Here is a 23494-nt window from a genome sequence, read left to right as displayed (position 1 = left end):
CATGCCCCTGCGCCTGCGCCGCTCCCTGCGGCGCCTGTTCCGGACACGCACACAGGCGGGAACGCTCGAGGTGGTCACCGACATCCCGGGACCGACCGAGGGGGAGACGCGCACGGTGGCCGTCTACCTCCCCGGCGAGTACTTCGAGGAGGTGCGCCGGTATCCGGTGATCTACATGCAGGATGGCCAGAACCTGTTCGACGATGGCACCTCGTACGCCGGCTCCTGGGGACTCTCCGAGGAGCTGGTGTCGGCGTCGCGGCTGGGGGCCAACGCGATCATCGTCGGCGTCTATCACGCGTCGCAGCACCGGATCGCGGAGTACAGCCCGTTCATGGACGAGCGGGTGGGCGGTGGGGACGCGGCGCCGTACCTCACCTGGCTGTCCGACGTGCTCCGGCCCGTGATCAACGACCGGTACCGCACCCTGCCGGCGCGCGAGCACACCGGCGTCGGCGGGTCGTCGATGGGCGGACTCTTCTCGCTCTACGCCGTCTTCGCGCGCCGCGACGTCTTCGGCTTCGCGGCCGTCATGAGCCCGTCACTCTGGTTCGCGCAGGGGGCGATCTTCGACTGGGTGAGGCACCAGCCGTTCAGCGACGCCCGCATCTACCTCGATGTCGGGGCCCGCGAGGGCGAGCGCACGCTGGCGAACGCGCGCCGGCTGCGCGACATGCTCGTGAACAAGGGCTACGTGCCGGGCGAGCGCCTCCGCTGGGTGGAGGACGCCATCGGCGTGCACCATGAGAGCGCCTGGGGCCGCCGCTTCCGCAAGGCGCTGCCCGCGCTGCTGTCCGTCACCCGCTCCGACCGGAGACACTGATGCACCATGAATACCAGGCCTGGCGGAGCCCGGCGCTGGACGGCCGCGAGATGGCCATGCACGTCTGGGGACACGCCGGCGCCAAGATGCTGGTCTTCCCGACGTCGCTCGGCAGCCACCGCGAGTGGACCGACCGCCGCATGCACCTCGTGCTGCGGGACCACCTCGAGCGCGGCTGGCTCCAGATGTTCACCGTGGACCACGTGCACCATGAGAGCTGGTACGACCGCGCGCGGCACCCGGGCGCCCGCGCCTGGCGCCACCTCCAGTACCACGACTACATCCGGGACGAGGTGTTGCCGTTCATGCACCACCGGAATGGCACGCCCTTCGTGATCCTCGCCGGCGCCAGCTTCGGGGCCTACCACGCGATGTCGTTCGGGCTGCGCTTCCCGCACCTCGTCAACCGCATCATCGGCCTCAGCGGCCTGTACGACATCAGCCGGCAGGCGTCGGGCCACATGGACGCGAACGTGTACGCCGCCAACCCGATGGCGTTCATGGCGCACGAGGCCGACCACGGCCGCCTCGAGGCCATGCGGCGCATCGACATCATCATGGCCATCGGCCGTGACGACCCGAGCTGCCGGAACAACGAGGAGTTCTCGTCGATGCTGTGGAACAAGGGCGTGGGCAACGCCTTGCGGCTCTGGGACGGCTGGTCGCACGACTGGCCGTACTGGGAGAAGATGATCCGGATGTACGTGGGCGGTCACGACTAACCAGGGGTGCCACCGATGGCGAAAGGTCCTGCGCAGGTGAAGCACGTTGGGCTGGTGGTGGGGCGCGAGTGGTCCTTCCCGCCCGCCTTCATCGAGGCCGTCAACGCCAAGGATGCCGGCGTCACCGCCTCGCTCGCGAAGTTCGGCGGCGAGCACATGGACGCCGACCGGGTGTACGACGTCCTCGTCGACCGCATCTCGCACGAGGTGCCGATGTATCGCACCGTGCTCAAGCAGGCGGTGCTCAACGGCACGTCGGTGATCAACAACCCGTTCATGTGGTCGGCCGACGACAAGTTCTTCGGGGCCGCGCTGATCACGAAGCTCGGCGTGGTCAGCCCGAAGACGGTGGTGCTTCCGAACAAGGAGTACATCCCCGGCATCGTCCCCGACGAGTCGCTGCGGAACCTGAAGTATCCACTCGACTGGGACGAGATCCTGCGCTGGGTCGGCCTGCCCTGCATCCTCAAGGACGCCCACGGCGGCGGCTGGAAGAAGGTCTACGTCTGCGAGAGCAAGGCAGAGCTCATCCACCACTACGACAACTCCGGCCTGCTCACGATGATCGTGCAGGAGTTCATCAAGTGGGACGAATTCGTGCGCTGCATCTGCGTCGGCCAGGAGGAGGTCCTGCCGATCAAGTACGACCCGCGCGAGCGGAAGTACCGCGTCGAGCCGGGCTTCCTCGGCACCCTCGAGCCCCGCATCATCAAGGATGCCCGCACCATCGTGAAGGCGTTCGGCTACGACATGAACTCGATCGAGTTCGCGATCAAGGATGGCGTGCCGTACGCCATCGACTTCATGAACCCGGCGCCCGACTTCGACATCAACTCCCTCACGCCGACCTACTTCAACTGGGCGGTGGAGCAGATGAGCAACCTCGTGATCCGGCTCGCGAAGAACCCGCGGGAGTCGGTGAAGGCCCTCGGCTGGGACGCGATGTTCACCGCCTCACGCACCCGCTGATGCCGTCCGCGCTGCCCGCCATCGACGCCTGGCACGGCCTCCTCACCGACGACGCGCTGGCGCAGGAGTCGGCATCGGCGATGACGTCGCAGCTCGCTGGCCGCGGCCTGGTCTTCGGTGGCCGGCCGCTGTGCACCGTGCTCCGACCGCGCCTGGTCTCGCCGGCACAGTATGACCGGGTGCAGGACCTCACCAGGCGGCTGATGCCGGCCTTCGACGCCGTGCTCGCCGCCGCGCTGGCGGATCCCGAAGTCCGGCACCAGTTCCGCCTCGCCGACTGGGAGGAGTCGCTGGTGGGCGTGGACCCGGGGTTCCGCGCCGGCAGCCCCACGTCGCGACTCGACTACTTCGTGGACGACGACAGCGGCGTCATCTCGCTCACCGAGTACAACGCCGAGACCCCCGCCGGTGCCGGCTACAACGACGCGCTCGCCGACATGTTCAGCGACCTCCCCGTGACGCGGAAGTTCGCGCGCGACTGGGCCCTGCTGCCGGTGCCCACGCGCCACGGCGTGCTCCGCGCCGTGCTCGGCGCCTGGGCGGAATGGCGCGGCGTGCGCGAGGTGCCGCAGGTCGGCATCATCGACTGGAAGGAGGTGCCGACCTTCAGCGAGTTCGAGATCTTCCAGCGCTTCTTCCGCGAGCTGGGCATCCCGTGCTCGATCGTCGACCCCCGCGACGCCGTGTACGACGGCGAGACGCTCCGCTTCAACGGCACGCCGGTCACGCTGCTCTACAAGCGTGTCCTGCTGCACGAGCTGGCCGAGCGCGGTGGCGTTGACCACCCGGTGTTCCGTGCCGTACGCGACCGGAAGGTCTGCATGGTGAACCCGCCGCGCTGCAAGATCCTGCACAAGAAGGCGTCGCTGGCCGCACTCACCGACGAGCGCAACGCGCACCTGCTCACGCCGGCGCAGCACGCCGCCGTGGCCGAGTGCATCCCGTGGACGCGCGTGGTGGAGGAGCGGAACACGATCTTCCACGGCGAGCATGTCGACCTGCTCGCCCACGCCGCCGCCAACCGTGACCGGTTCGTGCTCAAGCCCAACGACGACTACGGCGGCGCCGGCATCGTCCTCGGGTGGACGGTGGATGCCGACGGCTGGTCGGCCGCGCTGCGCACGGCGCTCGAGCACCCCTACGTGATCCAGGAGCGGGTCGGCATCCCCTCGCAGGGCTATCCGTCCCTCGTCGACGGCAGGTCACAGGTGGTGGACCGGATGTACGACACGGCGCCCTTCCTCTGCGACGGCGCCTACGCCGACGGCTGGCTCTGCCGGCTGTCGACCGCCGCCCTGCTCAACGTCTCGGCCGGCGGCGGGTCCACCGTCCCGACCTTCCTCGTGCAGCCCCGCTAGACCCGCTAGACTGCGGGAGCGCCGCCGGCGCGCCGCAGCCCCCCCGATCCCCCAGCCCGCATCGTCCCCATGAAGGCACCGTCACTGACGTTGGGCGTCGAGGAAGAGTACCAGATCATCGATCCGGTCTCGCGCGACCTGGTCTCGTACGTGACGCAGCTCCTCGCCGAGGACCACCGCGTGCTCACGCAGGTGAAGCCGGAGCTGCACCAGTCGATCATCGAGGTGGGGACGAACGTCTGCCAGACGCCGGCGGAGGTGCGCAAGGAGCTCGTCATGCTGCGCAAGGGCGTGATGGAGCTGGCCGCCAAGAAGGGGTATCGCATCGCCGCCGCCGGAACGCACCCGTTCGCGAACTGGCAGACGCAGGAGATCACCCCGTACGACCACTACCTCGGCACGCGCAACGACATGGGCGACCTTGCCCAGCGCCTGCTCATCTTCGGCACGCACGTGCACATCGGCATCGAGGACAAGGACTTCCTCGTCGATGCCTGCAACGTGGCGCGCTACTTCCTGCCGCACATCCTCTGCCTCACCAGCAGCTCGCCGTTCTGGTATGGTCGCGAGACCGGCCTGCGCTCCTACCGGAGCGTGGTTTTCCGCGCCTTCCCGCGCTCGGGCGTGCCGCCGCTGCTCAACTCGTACTACGACTACACGTCGTACATCGACACGCTGGTCGAGACGGGGTCGATCCCGGGGCCGCACAAGATCTGGTGGGACATCCGCCCGCACGGGAAGTATCCCACGCTCGAGTTCCGCGTCTGCGACGTCTGCACCCGCGTCGACGAGGCGGTGTGCATCGCCGCCATCCTGCAGGCCCTGATCGCGAAGCTCTACAAGATGCGCCGCGACAACACCACCTTCCGCGTGTACTCCTCGGCGCTGATCGAGGAGAACAAGTGGCGCGCGGTCCGCTACGGGCTGGGCGGCAAGCTGATCGACTTCGGCAAGCAGGTGGAACTGCCGGCGCCGCAGCTCATCCGCGAGTTCCTCGACTGGTTCCTCGGCGACATCGTCGACGAACTGGGCACGCGCAAGGAGGTCGAGTACGCCTACCGGATCCTGAGCGAGGGTTCGAGCGCCGACCGCCAGCTCGCGACGTTCGCGCGCACCAACGACCTGAACGCCGTGGTCGACCAGCTCATCCAGGAGACGGCGGAAGGTGTCATGGACGTCCCGGCGAGCGACGGGCAGCCGCGACAGGCGTCGGCCTGAGCCAGCGCCGGCATCGCACGCGGCACACGGGGCCCCGCGGCATCGGCTGCGGGGCCCCGTGTGCATGTGCATCGTGTCGTGTGACGCAGGCGCGACGGTGTCAGATCGTGTAGCCCATCGACTCGAACTGCGCCTGGACGAGCAGGAACGCTCCGAGTGCGATGGCCGCGATGACACCGATGTAGAGCCAGCCGCGCGGCGTCTTTCTGCCAGCGGTGTTCGCCTTGAGGTGCTGCACCACCGTGTCGCCGCCGGCAGCAAGGAGCACACCCATCAGTGGCAGCAGGATCGCCAGCCCGATCCCGGTCCGGTTGAGCTGCACGGTCGGGCTGCCGCCAAGCGCCTCCTGGTACGGCCGCCAGATGGAGAGCCAGCCCAGCACACCGCCCATGACGACGAAGAACACGCCTCCCAGCCGCACCCGCTGATCCTGGTCCACGCGCAACCCCTTGTGTCGGACGGACTCCGGTCCCGGCGCCGCGGCTCGATCGCGGACACCGGGTGGCAACGGCGGAGAACCTATGCCCCGTGCACGCGCGCGTGGATCGCCTGTCCGGGTGAGGGGCGATCAGCGCCGCAGCGGCGGGCGCTCGATGAACGCCGTGATGGCGGCGATGAATGCCGGCGCGGTCGCTTCCAGAAGCGCGGCATGGTCGCCGCCGGCGAGGATCACCCACTGCCGGTCCGGCGACCCGAGGCGCGTGAAGGTCTTCGCCTGTGATGCCACCGGCGTGAAGGGGTCCTTCTCCCCGTGCAACAGGAGCACCGGCAGCGTGAGGCGTTCCGGCGACAGGGCGTTCCACTCCTCGAGCCCGCGCCAGTCCGACCGGACCGGATCTGCCTGCAGCGCCGCCGTGACATACGCCTGCACGGCGGCCGGCGTGATCGAACCCGGGATGATGAAGTCACTGGCGGCATTCGCGGCCGTGTTGGCCGCGCGCGGCGGGGTCACCGTGTCACCGGTCGAGGCGAGCCGCATGTCGGGGTCACGCGGGTAGCCGAACAGCACCACGCCCGAAGCCAGCGCCGGTTCCTGCTGCAGCGTCAGGTGGGCGACCATCGAGCCGTACGACCAGCCGACCAGCGTGGGTCTCGGCAGCGCCGGGTGTCGCGCGGCCACCGCGCGCAGCACGGCCGCCACGTCCCGTGCGGCCTGGTTCGGCGTCAGCCATCCGCTGGCATCGCGCGGCGTGCCGCCGTAGCCGCGCGCATCCAGCGCATATACGGTGTAGCCACGCCGCACGAACGCGCGCATCACCGACAGGTCCTCACCGGGGACCGCGAGGTCGAAGTCGGGCAGGGCAGACCAGGTGCGGCCGTGGAGCAGCACCACCACGCCGCGTGCCCGCGGCGCCTGGCGCGCCCAGACGGTGAGCGCGTGCCCGTCGGAGGTGACGGTGATGCGCTGGGGCGGCGCGGCGCGCTGCGCCACGGCGACGGCAGCGGGCGCACCGAGGTGCAATGCGAGGAGCACGGTCGCGATGATCGCGACGCGGCGTGTCGAGGGCAGTGCCGGGACGATCACGGAAGGGCCGGAACGGGGCGGGTGTAGGGTGAGACGATCACGTCCCACGGCTTGGTGCTGCGGGCGCGGCTCGTGCCGAGGGCCTCGAGCTGCGCCATGAACGATGCATTGAACAGTGTGCTCGCGAGCGGGTCGATCGCCACCTCGGAGGGGATCGCCGTGAAGCGCATCTGCATCGACAGCCCCGGCACCGCCGCCGATGCCGCGCGCGCGAGGTTGTCCAGCCCCTCGATGGCCTGCGGCTGGTGCGTGAAGAACATCACGCCACCCCACCGGCCGTTGATCTGCCTGCGGCTGGCCGGGTTCATCACCACCGGCGCAGCATGCGTCCAGCCGTTCACGATCACCCAGAGCCGGACCGACACCGGCGCGGCCACGCCGGCCGCGCGCACGCGCGCCACCATCGCGGCGTAGTCATCGAGCGTGAGCAGCTGGAGGATGTTGGTCACGATCCCGCCGTCGGAGTGCACGTGCCCGTCGTGCACCACCGGCGGGAAGATTCCCGGGATGGCCGATGCGGCCTTCAGCAGCGCCCGGGTGCGCACCAGCCCCGTGTCGGCATCACCGGCCAGCGCGCCCGACAGGTCCCACGCGCGCCCGATGCCGAGGTCCAGGTCCGTCGTGCCGAACACCACCTGCCGGTCCTCGGCGAAGGCCGCGCGCAACGAGTCACGGAACGCCCCGTCGATGATGGTGCGCAGGCTGGCATCGTAGCGCTTCGTGTTCACCACGCCCCCGGTCCTGCGGAGCCAGAACAGCCAGTCGAGGGACGGGGCGATGCGGTCGGCGGAGCGGCGGTACAACATCGTGATCGTGTCCAGTGCCGCCGGCGTGCCCATCAACACGAACGGCGCCTGCAGGGCACCGGTGCTGATCGCCGTGATCAGGTCGAACTTCGGCATCGGCGTGTCGGTGCGCTCACGCCACCCGCGGAGGAAGCCGATGCCGTACGCGCCGTTCTGCCCGCCGCCCGACAGCAGCAGGATGTCGAGGGAGTGGTCCGGGCTCGCGACCGCGCGCCGCGCCAGCCGCGCGACCACCGTGTCGCGCAGCGTGTGCTCGGCGGTGCGGGCGACGTCCGCATCGCGCAGCAGCGCCGGGACCGTGGTGGCGGGGCGGTGCACGGCGGCGCATCCGCTCAGGACGGCACCCAGCGCGAGGATCCGGGGCCACGCCGGGCGCGGGCGCGGGGCGGCGGGAGTGGATCGTGGCAGGTGCGGTGAGCGGGAAGTCATCGGCGGTCGGGAAAGGGCAGGTGCAACGGGCCGGGGGAATGTCGCGGGTCGGATCGCTGATGACTATCGCGCGCTGCGGAACGCCGGTTTCCGACGGGTCCGATGGTGGCGGAACACGGCCTGAACCGTGAGTATTGATCGTGTCTCCAGCGCGTCACGACGGTGACGATTGCTGACGTGTTGACCCTGCAGCGTGCTTGAACGCGATGACCCCAGATGCAGTCCCGGATGCCATGGCAGGGCCCGCATGGCGCACGCGGACGTCGATACTGTTGCGCACGCTACTCTTCTGGCTGGTCTGGTTCACGCTGGCGCGGGCGCTCTTCGTGGCATGGCACTGGCAGCTGGTGCCCGCGTCGGAGCAGGGTCAGGTGACGGCGAGCTTCCTGCACGGGGCGCGCATGGACCTCTCTGCGGCCGCATACCTCACCGCGCTGCACTGGCTGGTGCTCTCGTTGACGGTCGCGGCACCTGCGGCGGTCACGCGGTGGCTGCTGGCTGCGGTCACGACGCTCTCGACCGCGTTCGTGACGATCATCACGCTGAGTGACATCGGGACCTTCGGTGCCTGGCGTCACCGCATCGATGCCAGCCTGTGGACCTTCCTCGGTTCACCTCGCGAGGCCTATGCCTCGGCATCGAGCACCGCCGTCGGCCCACTGGCGTGGCTGCTCGCCATGCTGCTTCCGCTCACGCTCTGGCTGCACCTGCGGGTCACGCGTGGCGCCGTGCGCCGGCTGGCGCCTGTGCGCGGCCTGCGGGTCGTGCCGGTGACCCTGGGGGTGATCGTGACCGGCCTGCTGCTCGTCCTGCCCATCCGTGGCGGGTGGCAGTGGACGCCGCTGAACGAGAGCACCGTGGCGTTCTCTCACTCCGAGATCGCGAACATGGCGGCGCAGAACGCCGGCTGGACGCTGCTGTCGACCACGATCGCCGACAGCAAGGTTCCGACCACGAATCCGTACGCCGCGCTCCCGGAGGCCGATGCGCGGTGGGTCGTGGACAGCCTGTACCCGCCGCCGGTGGCGGGCATGGGCACGGCACTGCTGCGCGTCCCCCGCCCGAACGTCATCCTGATCGTGTGGGAGAGCTTCACCGCCAAGGTCGTGGGCCGGCTCGGGGGGCGCGCCGACGTCACGCCGCAGTTCGATCGGTGGAGTCACGCCGGCATCCTCTTCGACTCGGTGTTCGCCTCCGGTGACCGCAGTGCGCAGGGCCTGGTGTCGATCCTCAGCGGCTTTCCCTCGGTGCCGAACGAGGCGATCATGACGCGGCCGCAGAAGGCGGCGGCGCTGCCGCAGCTCGGGCGGACCCTGCGCGGCGCCGGCTATCGAACGTCGTACTACTACGGCGGGGAGCTCGCCTTCGCCAACATGAAGGCCTACCTGCTGCATGGCGGGTTCGACCGGCTCACCGGCATCGACGCCTTCACCGCGCAGGAGCGGAACTCCAAGTGGGGGGCGCACGACCACGTGGTACTCGGGCGCGCACTGCGCGAGCTGGCGTCCGAACCGCGACCCTTCTTCTCCACGGTCTTCACGCTGAGCAGCCATGAGCCGTTCGAGACCCCGGTGCCACCGGTCTTCCCCGGGGATGATGAGTCCACCCAGTTCCGCAACGCGCACCACTACACCGACGCCAGCGTGGGCGCCTTCCTCGACAGCGCATCGCGCCGGCCTTGGTGGGACAGCACGCTGGTCGTGCTCATCGCCGATCACGGCAGCCCCCTGCCACAGCAGCCCGGCGCGGAGCAGGAATCCCTGGTGGCGCGCCACCACATCCCGATGCTCTGGCTTGGCGGCGCGCTGCGCGTCCGCGACACCGTCGTGCACCGCATCGGCTCGTCGGTGGATCTCGCGCCCACGCTGCTCGGCGCGCTGGGTGTGGCGCCGGTTGGCTTCCGCTGGGGCCAGTCCCTGTTCCGGCCGGGCGACGATGGCTTCGCATGGTTCTCACATGGCGACGGCTTCTCGTATGTCGACCGGCGCGGCTGGGTGGTCTACGACGAGCGTGCGCGTCGCATGACCGACCGTTCGCCCCGCAGCGCCGCCGTGCACCAGCGGAACGGCAGTGCGCTGCTCCAGGCGTCGTTCGCCGACTACCTGACACGCTGACGCCGGCGCCGCGCGACGGGGGAGGGACACGCCCGGCGCACCGGCCTGCCCCCGGTGGCCCTCAACGGTCCTCACCGGTCCTCACCGGCCTGTCAGGTCGCTTTATTTCCGCTGTCGCACCGCGGCCGCTGCGTGGCCGTGCTGCTCCTGACCTTCCCCCCGCCCGGATCAGTGATGCACCGCCGACTTTTCTCCCCAGGCCTCGCGGCAGTGATGCTCGCGGCGACGACCCTGCCCGTCGGGGCCCAGCGCCGGCCCGCCGCCATGCCGGCCGCCGCCACCGTCGCCGCGCCGGACACGGCCGCCTTCCGCGCCCTGCAGTGGCGCAACGTCGGCCCGTTCCGCGGCGGGCGAGCCAATGCGGCGGCCGGCATCCCGGCGCAGCCCCTGACCTACTTCGCCGGCTACACCGGCGGTGGGCTCTGGCGCACCGACGATGCGGGGCTCAACTGGCGCAACATCTCCGACGGCTGGTTCCGGACGGGCTCCATCGGTGCCATTGCCGTGGCACCGTCGGATGCGAACGTGCTCTACGTCGGCACCGGCGAGGAGGCGATCCGCGGACAGTCGTCGAGCTATGGCGACGGCGTGTACCGCAGCACCGACCAGGGACGCACCTGGAGCAACATCGGCCTGCGCAGCACGCGACAGATCTCCGCCGTGCGGGTCCACCCGACCGACCCGAACGTGGTGTACGTCGCGGCGCAGGGGGATCGCTGGAAGGCGTCCGCTGATCGCGGCATCTACCGCTCGAGGGACGGCGGCGTCACCTGGACGCAGGTGCTCAAGGGTGTCAACGCCTTCAGCGGCGCCAGCGACCTCTCGATGGATGCGACCAACCCGCGCATCCTCTACGCCACGTTCTGGGATCACCAGCGCACGCCGTGGATGGTGCGCAGCGGCGGGGAGGGCAGCGGCATCTGGAAGTCGGTCGACGGCGGCGACACCTGGACGCGCCTCACCGAGGGGCTGCCGTCGCTGATGGGCAAGATCGGCATCAGCGTCTCGCCGGCCAATCCCGATCGCGTGTTCGCGATCGTCGAGGCCGAACGCGGCGGGCTCTATCGCTCCGATGACGCCGGTCGGACCTGGTCGCGGCAGTCCGAGGATCGCCTCATCCAGACGCGCAGCTGGTACTACATGAAGGTCACCGCCGACCCGAAGAACCCCGACATCGTCTGGGTCACCAACGCGCCGGTGCTCAAGTCGATCGACGGCGGCCGCACCTTCCGCGTGGTCGAGGCGACCCATGGCGACAACCACCACCTCTGGATCAACCCGACCGACAGCCGCTACATGGCGAACGCCAACGATGGCGGCGTGTCCGTGTCGCTCGATGGCGGCACCAGCTGGAGCACCCAGGACAACCAGCCCACCGCCCAGTTCTACCACGTCACCACCGACCACGACTACCCGTACAAGCTGTACTCCGGCCAGCAGGACAACTCCAGCGTGATCATCCGCAGCCGCAGCGACGGCTTCGCGATCGATGTGCGCGACTGGTGGAACGGCCCGGGGTGCGAGAGCGCCAACATCGGTGTCGGGCCGAAGGACTCGCGCTACGTCTATGGCGGCTGCTACCAGGGGCTCATCGACGAGCTCGATCAGGAGACCGGCCTGTCGCGTGACATCATGCCGTGGCCGGCGATGAACCTCACCGAGCCCACCGACCGGACGCGGTACCGCTTCAACTGGACCGCCCCGATCCGCGTCTCGCAGCACGACGGGAACGTGGTCTACCACGGTGGGAACGTGCTGTTCAAGTCCTCCGACCGCGGCCAGAGCTGGACCCCGCTCGGCGGCGACCTGACGAAGAACGACAAGTCGCGCCAGGGGAAGGGCGGTGGCCCGATCACGAACGAGGGCGCCGGTGGTGAGGTCTACGGGACCATCGTCGTCATCCACGAGTCGCCGCACGACGCGAAGGTGGTGTACGTCGGCACCGACGACGGCCTGGTGCAGCTCACGCGCGACGGCGGTGCCACCTGGACGAACGTCACGCCGAAGGGCCTGGCCGACGGGCTCACCAACGAGATCGAGGTCTCCCCGCACGACCCGGCCACCGTCTACGTGGCGTTCCGCACCGACCGCATCGGCGACAACACGCCGCACGTCTTCAAGTCCACCGACTACGGCGCCACCTGGACGCGACTGGTGTCCGGCCTCCGCGACGGCGAGCCGGTGCGCGTGGTGCGCGAGGACCCGGCGCGGAGGGGGCTGCTCTACGCCGGCACCGAGACGGGGCTCTACCTGTCGTATGACGGCGGCGCGCAGTGGACGCCGTTCCCGGTGAAGTTCCCGGTGGTGCCGGTCACCGATCTCGAGGTGCACGACGGCGACCTCGTCGCAGCCACCGAGGGCCGCGCCTTCTGGATCCTGGACGACCTCTCGCCACTTCGCCAGCACGGCGCCGACGTCGTGGCCGCCGCGGCGCACCTGTATGCACCGCGCGCTGCGGTGCTCGCCGGTGGCCCTCCCGCACCGGCGCGCAACGCCGGCCGCAACCCGGTGCCCGGTGCCGCGGTCTACTACCGCCTGGCCAGCGCGCCGGACAGCGCCACCGCCATCACGTTCGAGTTCCTCGATGCGAAGGGCACCGTGCTGCGCACTTACTCATCGAAGGACTCGGTGGTCCCTGCGCGCCTCCGGCCACGCGCCGGCCTGAACGTCGTCAACTGGGACCTGCGGCGCACCGCGCCGACGCGCCTGGCGGGCGTGGTCCTCTTCGGCGCACCGGGCAGCGGGGGCGCGCGTGTCTCGCCGGGCACCTACAGCGTGCGGATGACCATGGGCGCCACCGTCAGGACACAGCCGCTCACCGTCCTGCAGGACCCCCGACTGACCGTGCCGGTGGCGCAGGTCGCCGAGCGTGACTCGGTGTCGGCCGTCATCGCCGAGCGCATCCGCGAGATCCACGACGCCGTGCTGCGCCTCCGCGACACGCGCGGCCAGGTGCAGGGCGCTCTGGTGCGCGGCCGTGATGCCTCCAACGCCGCTGCCATCGCCGCCGCCGGCAAGGGGCTCGTGACGAAGCTCGAGACGATGGATCCGCGCCTCACCACGCGCGCGGCCAACGGCCAGGACATCATCAACTACGCCAACGGCATCAACGGCCAGTTCGGCTTCCTCATGGGCCAGGTCGAGGGCAACCCGGTGCTCACCCGCGCCGCGCGCGAACGTCTCGCGGAACTCGACCAGCAATGGGCCGCGATCCGTGGCGAGATCGACACCATCGAGCAGGTGGACGTCCCCGCCTTCAACAAGCTGCTGCAGGACGGCCAGGTGCCCGGCGTGACGGTGCGCAAGGTCGTGAAGACGGCGCCGCCGATCAGCTGACCGGCGGCCCGTGCCTGCTTCCCTCTTTCCGACATTCCGCATGACGACGCAGTCCTTCGCACGTGTGGCACCGCTCCTCGCCGCGGTCCTCGCCTTCACCGGATGCACCGGTACCCGCGCCGGCGGTGCGGCGACGAACATCGCGCCGGTGCCGGCCGGTGCGGGGGCGGCCGCCCCGCGCGTGGTGGAGGCGGGTGGCGGACAGACCATTCCCTTCAGCCGCCTCGCCGACGAGGTGTCCAGGGCTGACGTGGTGTTCTTCGGTGAGCAGCATGACGACGAGGAGACGCACCGCGCCGAGCTCGCACTGCTCACCGCCATCGGTGAGCGGCGCCGTGCCGTGGTGCTCTCGCTGGAGATGTTCGAGCGCGACGTGCAGTCCCTGGTGGACGCGTACCTCGCCGGCACGCTCAGCGAGGCGGACTTCCGGGCGCAGTCGCGCCCCTGGCCCAACTACGGCGCCGACTACCGCCCGCTCGTCGAGCTGGCGAAGGCGCGCGGCTGGCCGGTGGTTGCGTCCAATGTGCCACGACGGCTGGCGAGCACCGTCAGCCGGCGCGGGCTGCCGGCGGTGGACTCGCTGCCGGCAGCGGATCGTGGGCTCGTGGCGCGTGACCTCGCCTGCCCGAAGGACAAGTACTACGCGAACTTCGTGGAGGTGATGGGGGCCGGCCATGGCGGCCCGCCTCCCGCAGCGGGCGCGCGCCCGATGGCCGACCTGTTCTACGAATCGCAGTGCGTGAAGGACGAGACGATGGCGGAGGCGATTGCGACGGCCTTCACGAAGGCCGGTGGTACCGCGATCGTCGTGCACTTCAACGGCGCGTTCCACAGCGACTTCGGCCTCGGCACGGCGGCGCGGGTGCGCCGCCGACTGCCGTCAGTGCGGACGGTCGTGGTCAGTGCGGTGCCGGTGCCGGCACCCGCCACCGCCAACGCGGCGGAGTACCTCGACCGCGGACAGTTCATCATCCTGCCGCAGCGCATCAAGCCCTGATCCGCAGGTCGCGTGGCGCACGATCGTCGCGCCACGCGGCCGGCGTCAGGGATCGAGGTGTCGGACCATCACCGCGTCGGTCTGGTCATCGCTGCCGACCGTGAAGACCTGCGTGCCGACCTGCGCGAAGCCCTGCGCCGCATAGAAGCGGATCGCACGCGCGTTGCGCTCCCACACGCCGAGGAAGAGCGTGCGTGCACCGGCGCGGCGCGCCTCGGCCACCGTGGCATCCATCAGGCGCTGCGCCAGGCCCGTGCCGTGGCAGGTCGCGTCCACGTAGAAGCGCTGGATCTCCAGCGCTGCCGGGTCAGCCACGAACGAACAGGGCTTGCCGCGGCGCAGCAGGGAGAAGCCCACCAGCGACGCATCCCGCTCCGCGACGAGGTACTGCAGCGTCGGCTCCCGCAGTTCCCGCTCCTGGATCGCCTCGGTGTAGGCGGCGTCGAGGAACGCCGACAGGTCCTCGGCGGTATTGTCGGCACCGAACGTCTCGGTGAAGGTGCGCCGTCCCAGCTCGGTGAGGGCGGCGGCATCACCGGGGTGCGCGGCGCGGATCGTGACGGGGGGCGGGGGAGCGGAGGGAGACATCCCGGGAATATCACCCCGTCCGCCCGTCCGAGAGCCGTCGGGGTCTGCCTTGCGGCGTCAGGAGTGGCCGGGTGGCATCGTGGACCCTCTGCGGCGCCCCGCGCATTGAGCCCCGGGATGCGCTGCTGCGGTCCGACCTCCGACTTTCGAGACAGGTGTCCGGCATGCGATTCTTCCTCGGTCTCGCCCTCCTGGGCCTTTCCGCAACCCAGCCACACCCGGTTCGGGTCACCGTGCGGCTGGTCGGAATCCGCGCTGACCGTGGCGGCGTGATGCACGTGGCGCTGCACCAGGCCCCTGGCACCGGCTTCCCCGGACCGGCTCCCTCGGCCAACCAGGACGTGCCCGTGCGGGAGCCGGAGGCCACCCTGACCTTCGAGACCACGGCCGGCACCTACGCCATCGCCGTGCACCACGACGCCAACGCCAACGGCAAGCTCGACGCGAACTTTCTTGGCATCCCGAAGGAAGGGTATGGGGTGAGCCGGGATGTCCGGGCGCGGTTTCGCGCACCCCGCTTCACCGAGGCCCAGGTGACCGTGCAGCGCGACACGACGCTGGTCGTGCGGCTCGCGTATTGACCTGCCCGGCAGGGCTTGCGCATCCGGTCGAAGGCAGGTGATATATAGATTGAGTTTTTCCAATCTTGGCGTGGGGCGCCTCAGGCGCCTCCCGTTCATGCCAGCGGCTCGCGCGGCGACGCCGCCGGTCCGCTGGGAAGCGGGAGCGGCTCCACGTCCGTTGCGACTCGATCGGCACCGAGCCCAGCCGCGGAGCAGGACCGCGCGTCAGGCAGGCGGGGACGGAGGGGGTCGGTGAGTGCCGCCTGGGACGAGGTGCGAGCCGATGGGGAATGGTGGCAGGCTCTGCAGTACTTGGAGTGCAGGTGGTGGAGAGTCATTTCGCGCGCAACGAGCCGTGATGCACGAAATATGTCAGCACGGTGTCCGATCGATGCAGAAAAGGACGATTTCAGGTGTGACGCTGCGCTGACGCTGAGGGCGGCACTGGCTTTCCCGCCGGCATTCGTTCTGGTATGATACTGTATCGATCAGCTCCGCGCCGGGAGACTGCGCGTGCCGCTGACACCGGCAGGACAGGCACGAGACGGGAGACGGGACGCGGCTCGGCGTCCCCCCGGCAGTGATGATGTCGACGGGTTCACCCGCCGGCGTCTGCTCGACCGGTCCCACGCTGTCCTGCCCCGCCCGCATCCCGCCCTGCGACGTCGCAGCTGGCTCACGTATTCGTCTCCACTTTCGCTCAGACCTGCGTGCTATTCAGTAAGACACAGGAGTACGCCCTCCAGGCACTCATTCACCTCGCCATGACGCCGGATGAGTTCCGGCTCAACCGCGACGTGGCGGAGCAGCTCGAAGTGCCGGGGCCGTACCTCGCGAAGGTGCTGAAGCGTTTCGCCCAGCTCGGCTACCTCGACAGCGCCAAGGGACGGGGGGGTGGGTACCGCATCCGCAAGCGCGCGATCGAGGCGCCGGTGCGCGAGGTGGTCACCGTCGCCGATGGCAACGATCCGTTCGTGGGCTGCATCATCGGCATGCCGAAGTGCACCGACCACCACGCCTGCCCGCTGCACGAGAAGTGGATGCCGCTGCGCGCCAAGGTGGCCACCCTGCTCGAGAACCAGACGATCGGGGAACTCGCCACGAAGGCCCGGAAGGGGCGCACGCGCCTCGTGCCGCCGCGCAAGGCCGCTACCCGCAAGCGCTAGACGGTCGCCATTTCCCCGGTACTGCGCGGCGGTCGGGTCGCTGGACGTCTGATCGCCGCTGCTGCGGGCCCGTGGTGCTCGCCGCCGGTCACGAGCGTCGTGAGGCCCAGCGTCCGGGTCAGCCAGTCCGGGACCTCGCACGCCGTCATCGGCCGCGCGTACAGGTAGCCCTGCCCGAACTCGCACCCCAGTTCCCGCAGGATCGCGCGCTGGGCGTCGACCTCGATCCCCTCCGCCACGGTCCGGAGGTGCAGCGAGGCGCCGAGGGCGATGATGGTGCGCGCGAGCGCTGCGTCGGCGCCGTTCGTGCGGCCGAGCCCCTCCACGAAGCTGCGGTCGATTTTCAGCACGTCGGCCGGGAACTGCTGGATGTAGCTCAGCGAGCTGTAGCCGGTGCCGAAGTCGTCGATCGCCAGCGAGATCCCCAGCGCCTTGAGCTGCAGCAGCCGCTCGCGCATCGTCTCGCTGTTGTGCACCAGCGCACTCTCGGTGATCTCGAGGGTCAGGCAGGCGGGATCCAGGCCGCTGTCGCGCAGCGCATCGCGCACGTGGCCCACCACGCCCGGCACCTCGAGCTGGCGCCCGGAGAGGTTCACCGACACGCCGATCGGGGCATGCAGCCCGTCCAGCGCGTTCCATGCGCTGGCGTCGCGGCAGGCGCGCCGGAGGATGGTGCACCCCAGCGGCACGATCATCCCGGTCTCCTCGGCCAGGGGCACGAAGGTCGCCGGCGAGACGGTGCCGAACTCCGGGTGCGTCCAGCGCGCGAGCGCCTCGAAGCCACACGGACGCCCGTCGGCCAGCGTCACGATCGGCTGGTAGGCGAGCGTGATCTCGTCGTTCTCGACGGCCGTGCGCAGGTCGTTCTGCAGCCGCAGCCGCTCCACCGCCTTGTCGTGCATGCCCGGCTCGAACAGCGAGTGCCGGCCCTTGCCGCGCTGCTTGGCGTTGTACATCGCCACGTCGGCGTTGCGCAGGATGTCGTCGGCGCTCTCGTCGCCGGCGTCACGGACGATGCCGATGCTGGTGCTCACGATCACGTCCGTGCCATCGAGCCGCACCGGCGCGCGCATCGACTCCAGCACGCGGTCGGCGACGCGGATGCAATCCTGCGCCACGCGCACGTGGTCGAGCAGGATCGCGAACTCGTCGCCGCCAAGCCGCGCCACGGTGTCGCAACCGCGGGTGGCATTCAGCAGGCGCCGCCCCACCTCGAACAGCAGCTGGTCGCCGGCGGCATGGCCCATCGAGTCGTTGATGGTCTTGAAGTTGTCGAGGTCGAGGAAGAGCACGGCCACGCTGCCGCTGACCTCCTGCCGCTCAGCCAGGCGCTTCTCGACCCGCTCCCGGAACAGGGCGCGGTTGGCGAGGTTCGTGAGCGGGTCGTGGAACGCCTGCCAGGTGAGCTGCGCCTCGAGCGCCCGCCGCTCCGTCACGTCCTGCAGCATCGCGATCAGGCCGGCCGAGCCGGCCGGGTTGTCCACCCGCGAGATGGTCATGTGGGTCCAGAGCACGCGCCCGTCGTCACGCACGAACCGCTGCTCGAGGGTCACGCTCTCCCGCTCGTTCCGTTGCAGCGTGCCGATCACCCGCTGCGTCTCCTCCTGGTCCTCCGGCGGCGCGAAGGCGTTCCAGCGCCGTCCCACGAGACCCACGCTGTCGTACCCCAGCAGCCGCTCCACCGCCGGGTTCACCTCGGTGAAGTAGCCGTCGAGGTCCAGCAGCGCGATCGCGATCGCGGCCTGGTTGAACACCGCGCGCAGGCGGGCCTCGCTGTGCCGCACGCTGTCGGCGGCAAGCCGGTCGTCGGTCACGTCACGCAGGATCGCGAGCACGCTGGTCGTCGCCAGGCCCGGCACCATCGGTGCCAGCGTGCAGGACAGCCAGCGGATGCCGTGGTACGCATTCGCGCGCAGCATCATCACCTGCTGCTCGCCGCCCAGCGCGCGCGCGAAGCGGGCGCGGAAGAACGCCACGTCCTCGGGCACCAGCAACCGCGCGATGCCGTCCTGCAGGATCTCGCGCCGCGCGCACTGGGCCATGGCCAGCGTCGCGCGGTTCACGTGGGTCACGCCACCGTCGTGCGCCAGCACCACGAACAGGTCCGACGCCGTGTCCATCAGCGCGCGATACCGCGTGGCCCGCTCGCGGAGCATGATCGTGAGGCGGAACTGGGTCCAGCCCAGCACGGCCATCTCGGAGACGATCACGAACACCCCCGTGCCCCATGCGCGCCACTCGCCACGCACCGGGGGGACACCCAGGAAGTGACTCTCCGGGACGATGCCGGCCACCTGCAGGCCGAGCACCAGCGCGAGGGTGACCGCGCTCACGAGTCCGACCCGGATCACCTTCTGCGGCGGCAGCATCGATGCCGTGGCGACGGTGATCATCGCGAAGGTCACGGCACCGCACCACCACACACCGCCGGTGGCCGCGACCAGTCCCGAGACGGCGAGCGAGTCGAGCGGCAGCGAGCAGTAGACGAGCCGCTCGAGCCGCACCGGGTCGCGTGTCGGGCCGAGCATCCGGTGGTGGACGACCGCCACCAGGAGCCAGCCGGACGTCACGCCGATGGCGATCACCGGCAGCCGGAGCCACGCCGCAGCGGCCACGCACAGCACGAGGATCACCGAGACGCAGATCAGTCGCACGCGACTGAGCGTGAGCACGGAGCCTCGGTCGAGCCGCGGGGCGGGGGAGGAGTGGAGCATCGCCCTCGGTGGTATCGACCGTTGCGGAGGGCAGGTCAAGCAGCCGGGGCGGAACTCGATGCCGCACGACGAGTTGCGCCGTGCCGCCGCCCCCGGTCAGCGCGTCAGAATTCGCGCCGCTTCATCTCCTTGAAGATCTCCTCCGCCTCGCCCGACCCTTCCTCCCCGCCGGGCTTCTTGGTCGCCTCGAGCGTGGCGTCGAACGACGGCCGCGGCTTGGAGGCCTTCTCCGTCGCCTTCGCCTGCGTCTTCTTGAGCAGCTTCTGCAACTGGCTGTCCTTCACGGTTCCTGCCTCCGGATGGGGTCGTGCCATAATCTGCACGATCGTGGCAGCTTTCTGTCAATGCGCGCCGGCCCGGCGCCGCGGCCGACCCGCCCCCGCCTCCCCCTCGCATGCCTGCTGAACGCACCCGCCGCTTCCATCATTGCCCGCCGGCCTGCACGCGCCTGCTCGTCGCGACCCTCGTCCTGACCGGCTGCGGCGCCCGTGCCGACGACCGCGCCGCGGGGGACAGCGTCGCCGGCGACTCGGCCAGAGCCGCCGCGATCGAGCGGCCCGCACCGGTGCCGGTGCTGCCGCAGGACCTGGGCGCGCTCCGGCCGCAGCCGGGTGCGGTCGCCACCCGCATCGACGTCCGGCGCGACACCACCACCTTCGGCATCGGACCGGCGGTCGTCACCCTGTCCACCGGCGACACGCTGGTCGTTGCCGACAGCGCGGTCAGGGTCTGGAAACTCGGCACTGGCCGGCTCGTGGCCGTCTCGGGCCTGGACGGCGCCGGCGGCTTCGAGAACGAGGGCCAGTCGCTCACCGTCATCGACGTGCAGGCCGGCACGCGGCGACGCGTCGTGGCCGACTACTTCCCCATCCTCGGCGTGGAGCTGCTCAGCGCCGCGGGACGGGACGCCCTCCTCGTGCGGATGCGCGACGGCGGGCAGGGGAGCCTGCATGTCACGGTGGTGGACCCGAAGCGGGGGCAGGTGTTTCGCGCGCTGAACGCGCTGGGCCGCGTGCAGGGCGACCGGATCCTCGTGGCCGGCTATGGCGACGGCGAGGAGCCGGTGGTGGTGGGAGACCGTCGCACGCCGCTGCGCGTCGACACGCTCAGCATCGCCTCGATCGACACGCTGTCGCTGCTGGTGGTGCCGCGCGGCCCGCGCTGACGCGCCGCTGTCAGCCGCCGAGCATGCGCTCGATGTATGCCGGCGCTCCGGCCAGCAGGGCGGGGCCCCAGTCACGCTGGCTGGGGTCCGGCCAGCTCAGCACCCAGCCCGCGTAGTCGAAGCGGCGAAACGCGAGCATGACGCGCAGGTCCCGGTGATGCGACGGTGGCAGGGGCCGCACACGGTCGTAGCCCTCGAGGATCGCATCCAGCATCCGCGCGCTGCCGGTCCGCTCCTGCACGCGACCCCAGAGGCACGCCACGTCCAGCATGTATCGCCCGCTGGCGAAGTCCTCGAAGTCCACCAGGCCCACGCGTTCGCGCGTGAAGCGCAGGTTCTGCCAGTGGGCATCGGTGTGCACGAGTCCCTCGTGGTGCGCCCCCCGTGGCAGCGCCGCCGCCGCCTGGACGAGCGCCGCATGGGCGCGGCGATACGCCTGCGCGAGTGCCGGTGAGACGGACGGAGGCAGCGGGGCCATCTCGTCCAGCACGATGTGCCGCAGCGATGTCGCCAGCTCGAAGAGGCGCGGGATCCACCAGGTCGGTCGTGCCGCGGCGATGCCCGCCGGTGCGTCCGCATTGGCGCGGTGGAGCCGTGCCAGCAGTGCGCCGGCACGCGCAAAGTCCGCCGGCCTGAAGCCGCGGTCCAGGTGGCGACCTGTCACCCACGCGCACTGCACGGCGTGCCACGTTCCTCCGTGGCGATCGGTGAGCAGTGGAGACACCAGCGCGCCGTCCCGCCATGAATGCGGCGCCGGCACGGCAATGCCGTGTGTGCGGGCGAGGTGCTGCAGCCACTGCATCTCCGAGTGCAGCCGTGGCAGCGTGTCGGCCCCCGCCTGCACCAGCCGCAGCTGCGAGCGACCGCCGTCAGCCGTGCGATGCGCGAGGCAGGTCTTCGCGAACCGGGTGCTGAGCACGCGCACGTGCCCCCGCGGCAGACCGAACCCCGCGCGCGCCGCGCGCAGCACGTCCGTGGGAATCACGCGCCGGTCACGGCAGCACGGGGAGTTCGATGCGTGAGGCCTGGGCCGCCGTGTGGAACAGTGTCATCTCCGCCCGTCGGAAATCGCCCGGCCGTGCCGTGAAGATGTTCGGCACGAACACCTGCGGATTGCGATCGACCAGCGGGAACCAGCTGCTGCTCACCTGCACCATGACGCGATTCCCCGCGCGAAACGTGTGCAGCACGTCGGGGAGCGTGAACCGGAGCGAGTCGGGGCGGTTGGCGACGAAGGGAATCGCGCGGTCGAAGCCCCGACGGTAGCGTGCCCGGAATGGCTCGCCGCGCACCAGTCGCTGGAACCCCGCCATGCGCACCGAGGCGGTGTCGCCCGGCGTGCCGTCGGGGTATTCGTCGATGAGCCGCACGACGAAGTCGGCGTCGGTGCCGGTGGTGGCGACATGCAGCACCACGTTCACGCCCCCGCCGACGGTGAGGTCGCCCGTGAGTGGCGCGGAGCGGTAGGTGAGCACGTCCGGCCGGCGCGACGCGAATCGCTGGTCGTCGGTGATGTAGTCGCGCGCCATGCCCGCGACGATGCGCTCCGTGTACGGCACCGGCCTGGCCGGATCGCTAGGGTAGCGGTCCGCCGCCGCCGCACTGCCCGCCGCGGGCGCCAGCGTGTCGAGCGACGCGTTCGCCTGGAGGAACCAGGGCTGCACCCGCTGGTCGACGGCCGGCCATCGCGCGAACGTCCGCCAGGCATCACGCCCGGTGTCGTACAACGTCGCTGCCGCCAGCTCCGCCGGAGCGGCACCCTTCAGGTGCTGCATGAAGAAGGGGAACTCGATCGAGTCGCGGTAGAACACGCCGGTGGCCGATCCGAACCGCAGCGGTCCGAGAGCGGTGCCGCTGTCGCGGGCGAACTGGCCATGCGCCCACGGACCCATCACGAGGTGGTGGGACACGACCGTCGTGCCACGGGGATCGCCCACCCCGAGCGCGCCGGCGATGGCACGGTACGTCAGCAGCGGCCCGTTGGGGTCCTCTGCGTCATACCAGCCGCCGACCGTGAGCGAGGCCGGCGGGAATTGCACGCCGGCGATGATCTGGCGCTGGATCGCGCGGGCGCGCCAGTGGTCGTCGTAGGTGGGATGCTGGAGGATCTCGGCCCAGTAGGGATTGGCGCCGAGCGGCGTGTCGGCGGCGCGCTGCAGCTGGCCCGCGCCGAGGAACCAGGCATAGCCGTCGCGCGCGGCGGGATCGATGGACGGACGCGGTTCGCTGTCCGGGAGCACTGGCGCACGGTGCGGGCGGAACGACCGGTAGAAACCGGCATTCGCGGCGAGCATGAATGCGCCGTTGTGGAACAGGTCGTCGCCGTCGTAGAGATCGGTGGCCGGTGCCTGCGGTGACACGGCGACGAGCGCCGGATGCGCGTCGAGGCTGCTGGCGGTGACGTAGAAGCCCGGGTAGCTGATGCCCCAAAGCCCGACCTTGCCGTTGTGGCGCGGCACATGCTCCAGCAGCCAGGTGATGGTGTCGTACGTGTCGGTGCTTTCGTTGACGTCGGCCGCACCCGACCCGGCAGGCTGGTGCGGCGTCATCTCGCGCCAGGTGCCGGTGCTCTGGTACCGCCCGCGCACGTCCTGGTGGACGAAGATGAACCCTTCACGCTGGAATGCAGCGGACGGGCCGAGCCGGGTTGGAAGCTTCTCAGCTCCGTAGGGCGCCACCGAATACGGCGTGCGCTGCATCAGGAACGGAAACGTGCGTGATGTATCTGTCGGGACGTAGATGTGCGTGAAGAGCAGGGCGCCGTCACGCATCGGGATCCGCGCTTCGAGCTTCCGGTAGCCCGTGGCTGCGGTGGAGGGCTGGGCGGGTACCCTGCCGGCAAGCACCAGCGACAGGAGGCAGAGCCGGAACGTCAGTCGGGCTGTCACAAGTTGCGCGTTGAAGTGTACGAACGGTGTGGCATGAGGATGGCCCGCCGGACGGTGCGGCGCCACCCTCCGCCTGCCCGATCGGCCGGTCGCCCACCGCGCCTGACTCCCTT

19 protein-coding genes are annotated in these 23494 nt (G+C 70.4%); 11 read left to right on the top strand and 8 right to left on the bottom strand.

Annotated elements, in window-relative coordinates; genetic code table 11:
* Position 1 precedes the first annotated feature (1 nt).
* The 5 genes from IT355_01095 (at position 2) to IT355_01075 (ending at position 5090) form a co-directional block, all read left to right on the top strand.
* The gene (locus IT355_01095; protein MCC7051829.1) at positions 2-823 is read left to right on the top strand and encodes an alpha/beta hydrolase; all 822 of its coding nucleotides are present in this window, start codon (positions 2-4) and stop codon (positions 821-823) included.
* Positions 823-1545: a hypothetical protein gene (locus tag IT355_01090; protein MCC7051828.1), complete on the top strand. Its 723-nt coding sequence runs from the start codon at positions 823-825 to the stop codon at positions 1543-1545. Before IT355_01095 ends, IT355_01090 begins: the two co-directional genes overlap by 1 nt.
* A gap of 15 nt (positions 1546-1560) precedes the next feature.
* Complete coding sequence (locus IT355_01085; protein ID MCC7051827.1) at positions 1561-2514, top strand: hypothetical protein; 954 nt, start codon at positions 1561-1563, stop codon at positions 2512-2514.
* Positions 2511-3872: a hypothetical protein gene (locus IT355_01080; GenBank protein ID MCC7051826.1), complete on the top strand. Its 1362-nt coding sequence runs from the start codon at positions 2511-2513 to the stop codon at positions 3870-3872. Before IT355_01085 ends, IT355_01080 begins: the two co-directional genes overlap by 4 nt.
* Before the next feature lie 69 nt (positions 3873-3941).
* Entirely contained in the window at positions 3942-5090 is a 1149-nt protein-coding gene (locus IT355_01075; protein MCC7051825.1) for a carboxylate-amine ligase, read from the top strand.
* 100 nt (positions 5091-5190) lie between these two features.
* Here IT355_01075 and IT355_01070 read toward each other — a convergent pair whose 3' ends face one another.
* The 3 genes from IT355_01070 to IT355_01060 form a co-directional block, all read right to left on the bottom strand.
* Entirely contained in the window at positions 5191-5529 is a 339-nt protein-coding gene (locus IT355_01070) for a hypothetical protein (GenBank protein ID MCC7051824.1), read from the bottom strand.
* A 129-nt stretch (positions 5530-5658) separates the two neighbouring features.
* A complete protein-coding gene (locus IT355_01065) occupies positions 5659-6615 on the bottom strand; it encodes an alpha/beta fold hydrolase (GenBank protein MCC7051823.1) in 957 nt (318 codons plus the stop codon).
* Complete coding sequence (locus IT355_01060) at positions 6612-7739, bottom strand: patatin-like phospholipase family protein (GenBank protein MCC7051822.1); 1128 nt, start codon at positions 7737-7739, stop codon at positions 6612-6614. The genes IT355_01065 and IT355_01060 overlap by 4 nt, the downstream gene beginning before the upstream one ends.
* 383 nt (positions 7740-8122) lie before the next feature.
* Between IT355_01060 and IT355_01055 the strand changes: the two genes are divergently transcribed.
* The 3 genes from IT355_01055 to IT355_01045 all read left to right on the top strand — a co-directional run bounded on the left by IT355_01055 (position 8123) and on the right by IT355_01045 (position 14297).
* The gene (locus IT355_01055) at positions 8123-9964 is read left to right on the top strand and encodes an LTA synthase family protein (GenBank protein ID MCC7051821.1); all 1842 of its coding nucleotides are present in this window, start codon (positions 8123-8125) and stop codon (positions 9962-9964) included.
* 174 nt (positions 9965-10138) lie between these two features.
* Positions 10139-13300, top strand: coding sequence for a glycosyl hydrolase (locus IT355_01050; GenBank protein MCC7051820.1), 3162 nt, complete (start codon positions 10139-10141; stop codon positions 13298-13300).
* A 40-nt stretch (positions 13301-13340) separates the two neighbouring features.
* Positions 13341-14297, top strand: a complete 957-nt coding sequence (locus IT355_01045) for a ChaN family lipoprotein (GenBank protein MCC7051819.1) — start codon at positions 13341-13343, stop codon at positions 14295-14297.
* A gap of 45 nt (positions 14298-14342) precedes the next feature.
* Here IT355_01045 and IT355_01040 read toward each other — a convergent pair whose 3' ends face one another.
* Positions 14343-14885 carry a GNAT family N-acetyltransferase gene (locus tag IT355_01040; protein ID MCC7051818.1) on the bottom strand — a complete coding sequence of 181 codons (543 nt, stop codon included), beginning with the start codon at positions 14883-14885 and terminating at the stop codon, positions 14343-14345.
* 164 nt (positions 14886-15049) lie between these two features.
* Between IT355_01040 and IT355_01035 the strand changes: the two genes are divergently transcribed.
* Positions 15050-15466 (top strand): DUF2141 domain-containing protein, encoded by a 417-nt coding sequence (locus IT355_01035; GenBank protein ID MCC7051817.1) that lies wholly within the window; start codon positions 15050-15052, stop codon positions 15464-15466.
* Positions 15467-16158: 692 nt separating this feature from the next.
* On the top strand, positions 16159-16614 hold the full coding sequence (locus tag IT355_01030; protein MCC7051816.1) for an Rrf2 family transcriptional regulator: 456 nt from the start codon (positions 16159-16161) through the stop codon (positions 16612-16614).
* Here the strand turns inward: IT355_01030 and IT355_01025 are convergent.
* Both IT355_01025 and IT355_01020 read right to left on the bottom strand, forming a co-directional pair.
* Positions 16611-19328: an EAL domain-containing protein gene (locus tag IT355_01025; GenBank protein MCC7051815.1), complete on the bottom strand. Its 2718-nt coding sequence runs from the start codon at positions 19326-19328 to the stop codon at positions 16611-16613. The genes IT355_01030 and IT355_01025 overlap by 4 nt on opposite strands.
* 104 nt (positions 19329-19432) lie before the next feature.
* Positions 19433-19612 (bottom strand): hypothetical protein, encoded by a 180-nt coding sequence (locus IT355_01020; protein MCC7051814.1) that lies wholly within the window; start codon positions 19610-19612, stop codon positions 19433-19435.
* Positions 19613-19722: 110 nt separating this feature from the next.
* Here IT355_01020 and IT355_01015 point away from each other — a divergent pair, with 110 nt between their 5' ends.
* On the top strand, positions 19723-20493 hold the full coding sequence (locus IT355_01015) for a hypothetical protein (protein ID MCC7051813.1): 771 nt from the start codon (positions 19723-19725) through the stop codon (positions 20491-20493).
* 10 nt (positions 20494-20503) lie between these two features.
* Here the strand turns inward: IT355_01015 and IT355_01010 are convergent, their stop codons facing one another.
* Both IT355_01010 and IT355_01005 read right to left on the bottom strand, forming a co-directional pair.
* Positions 20504-21478 carry a phosphotransferase gene (locus tag IT355_01010; GenBank protein ID MCC7051812.1) on the bottom strand — a complete coding sequence of 325 codons (975 nt, stop codon included), beginning with the start codon at positions 21476-21478 and terminating at the stop codon, positions 20504-20506.
* Between the two features lie 7 nt (positions 21479-21485).
* On the bottom strand, positions 21486-23381 hold the full coding sequence (locus IT355_01005; protein MCC7051811.1) for a CocE/NonD family hydrolase: 1896 nt from the start codon (positions 23379-23381) through the stop codon (positions 21486-21488).
* Between the last annotated feature and the right edge of the window lie 113 nt (positions 23382-23494).

The organism is Gemmatimonadaceae bacterium, assembly GCA_020851035.1.
GTDB lineage: Bacteria > Gemmatimonadota > Gemmatimonadetes > Gemmatimonadales > Gemmatimonadaceae > JACMLX01.
The sequence above is the reverse complement of the archived record's forward strand: the minus strand, read 5'-3'. Positions and strand labels throughout refer to the sequence as shown.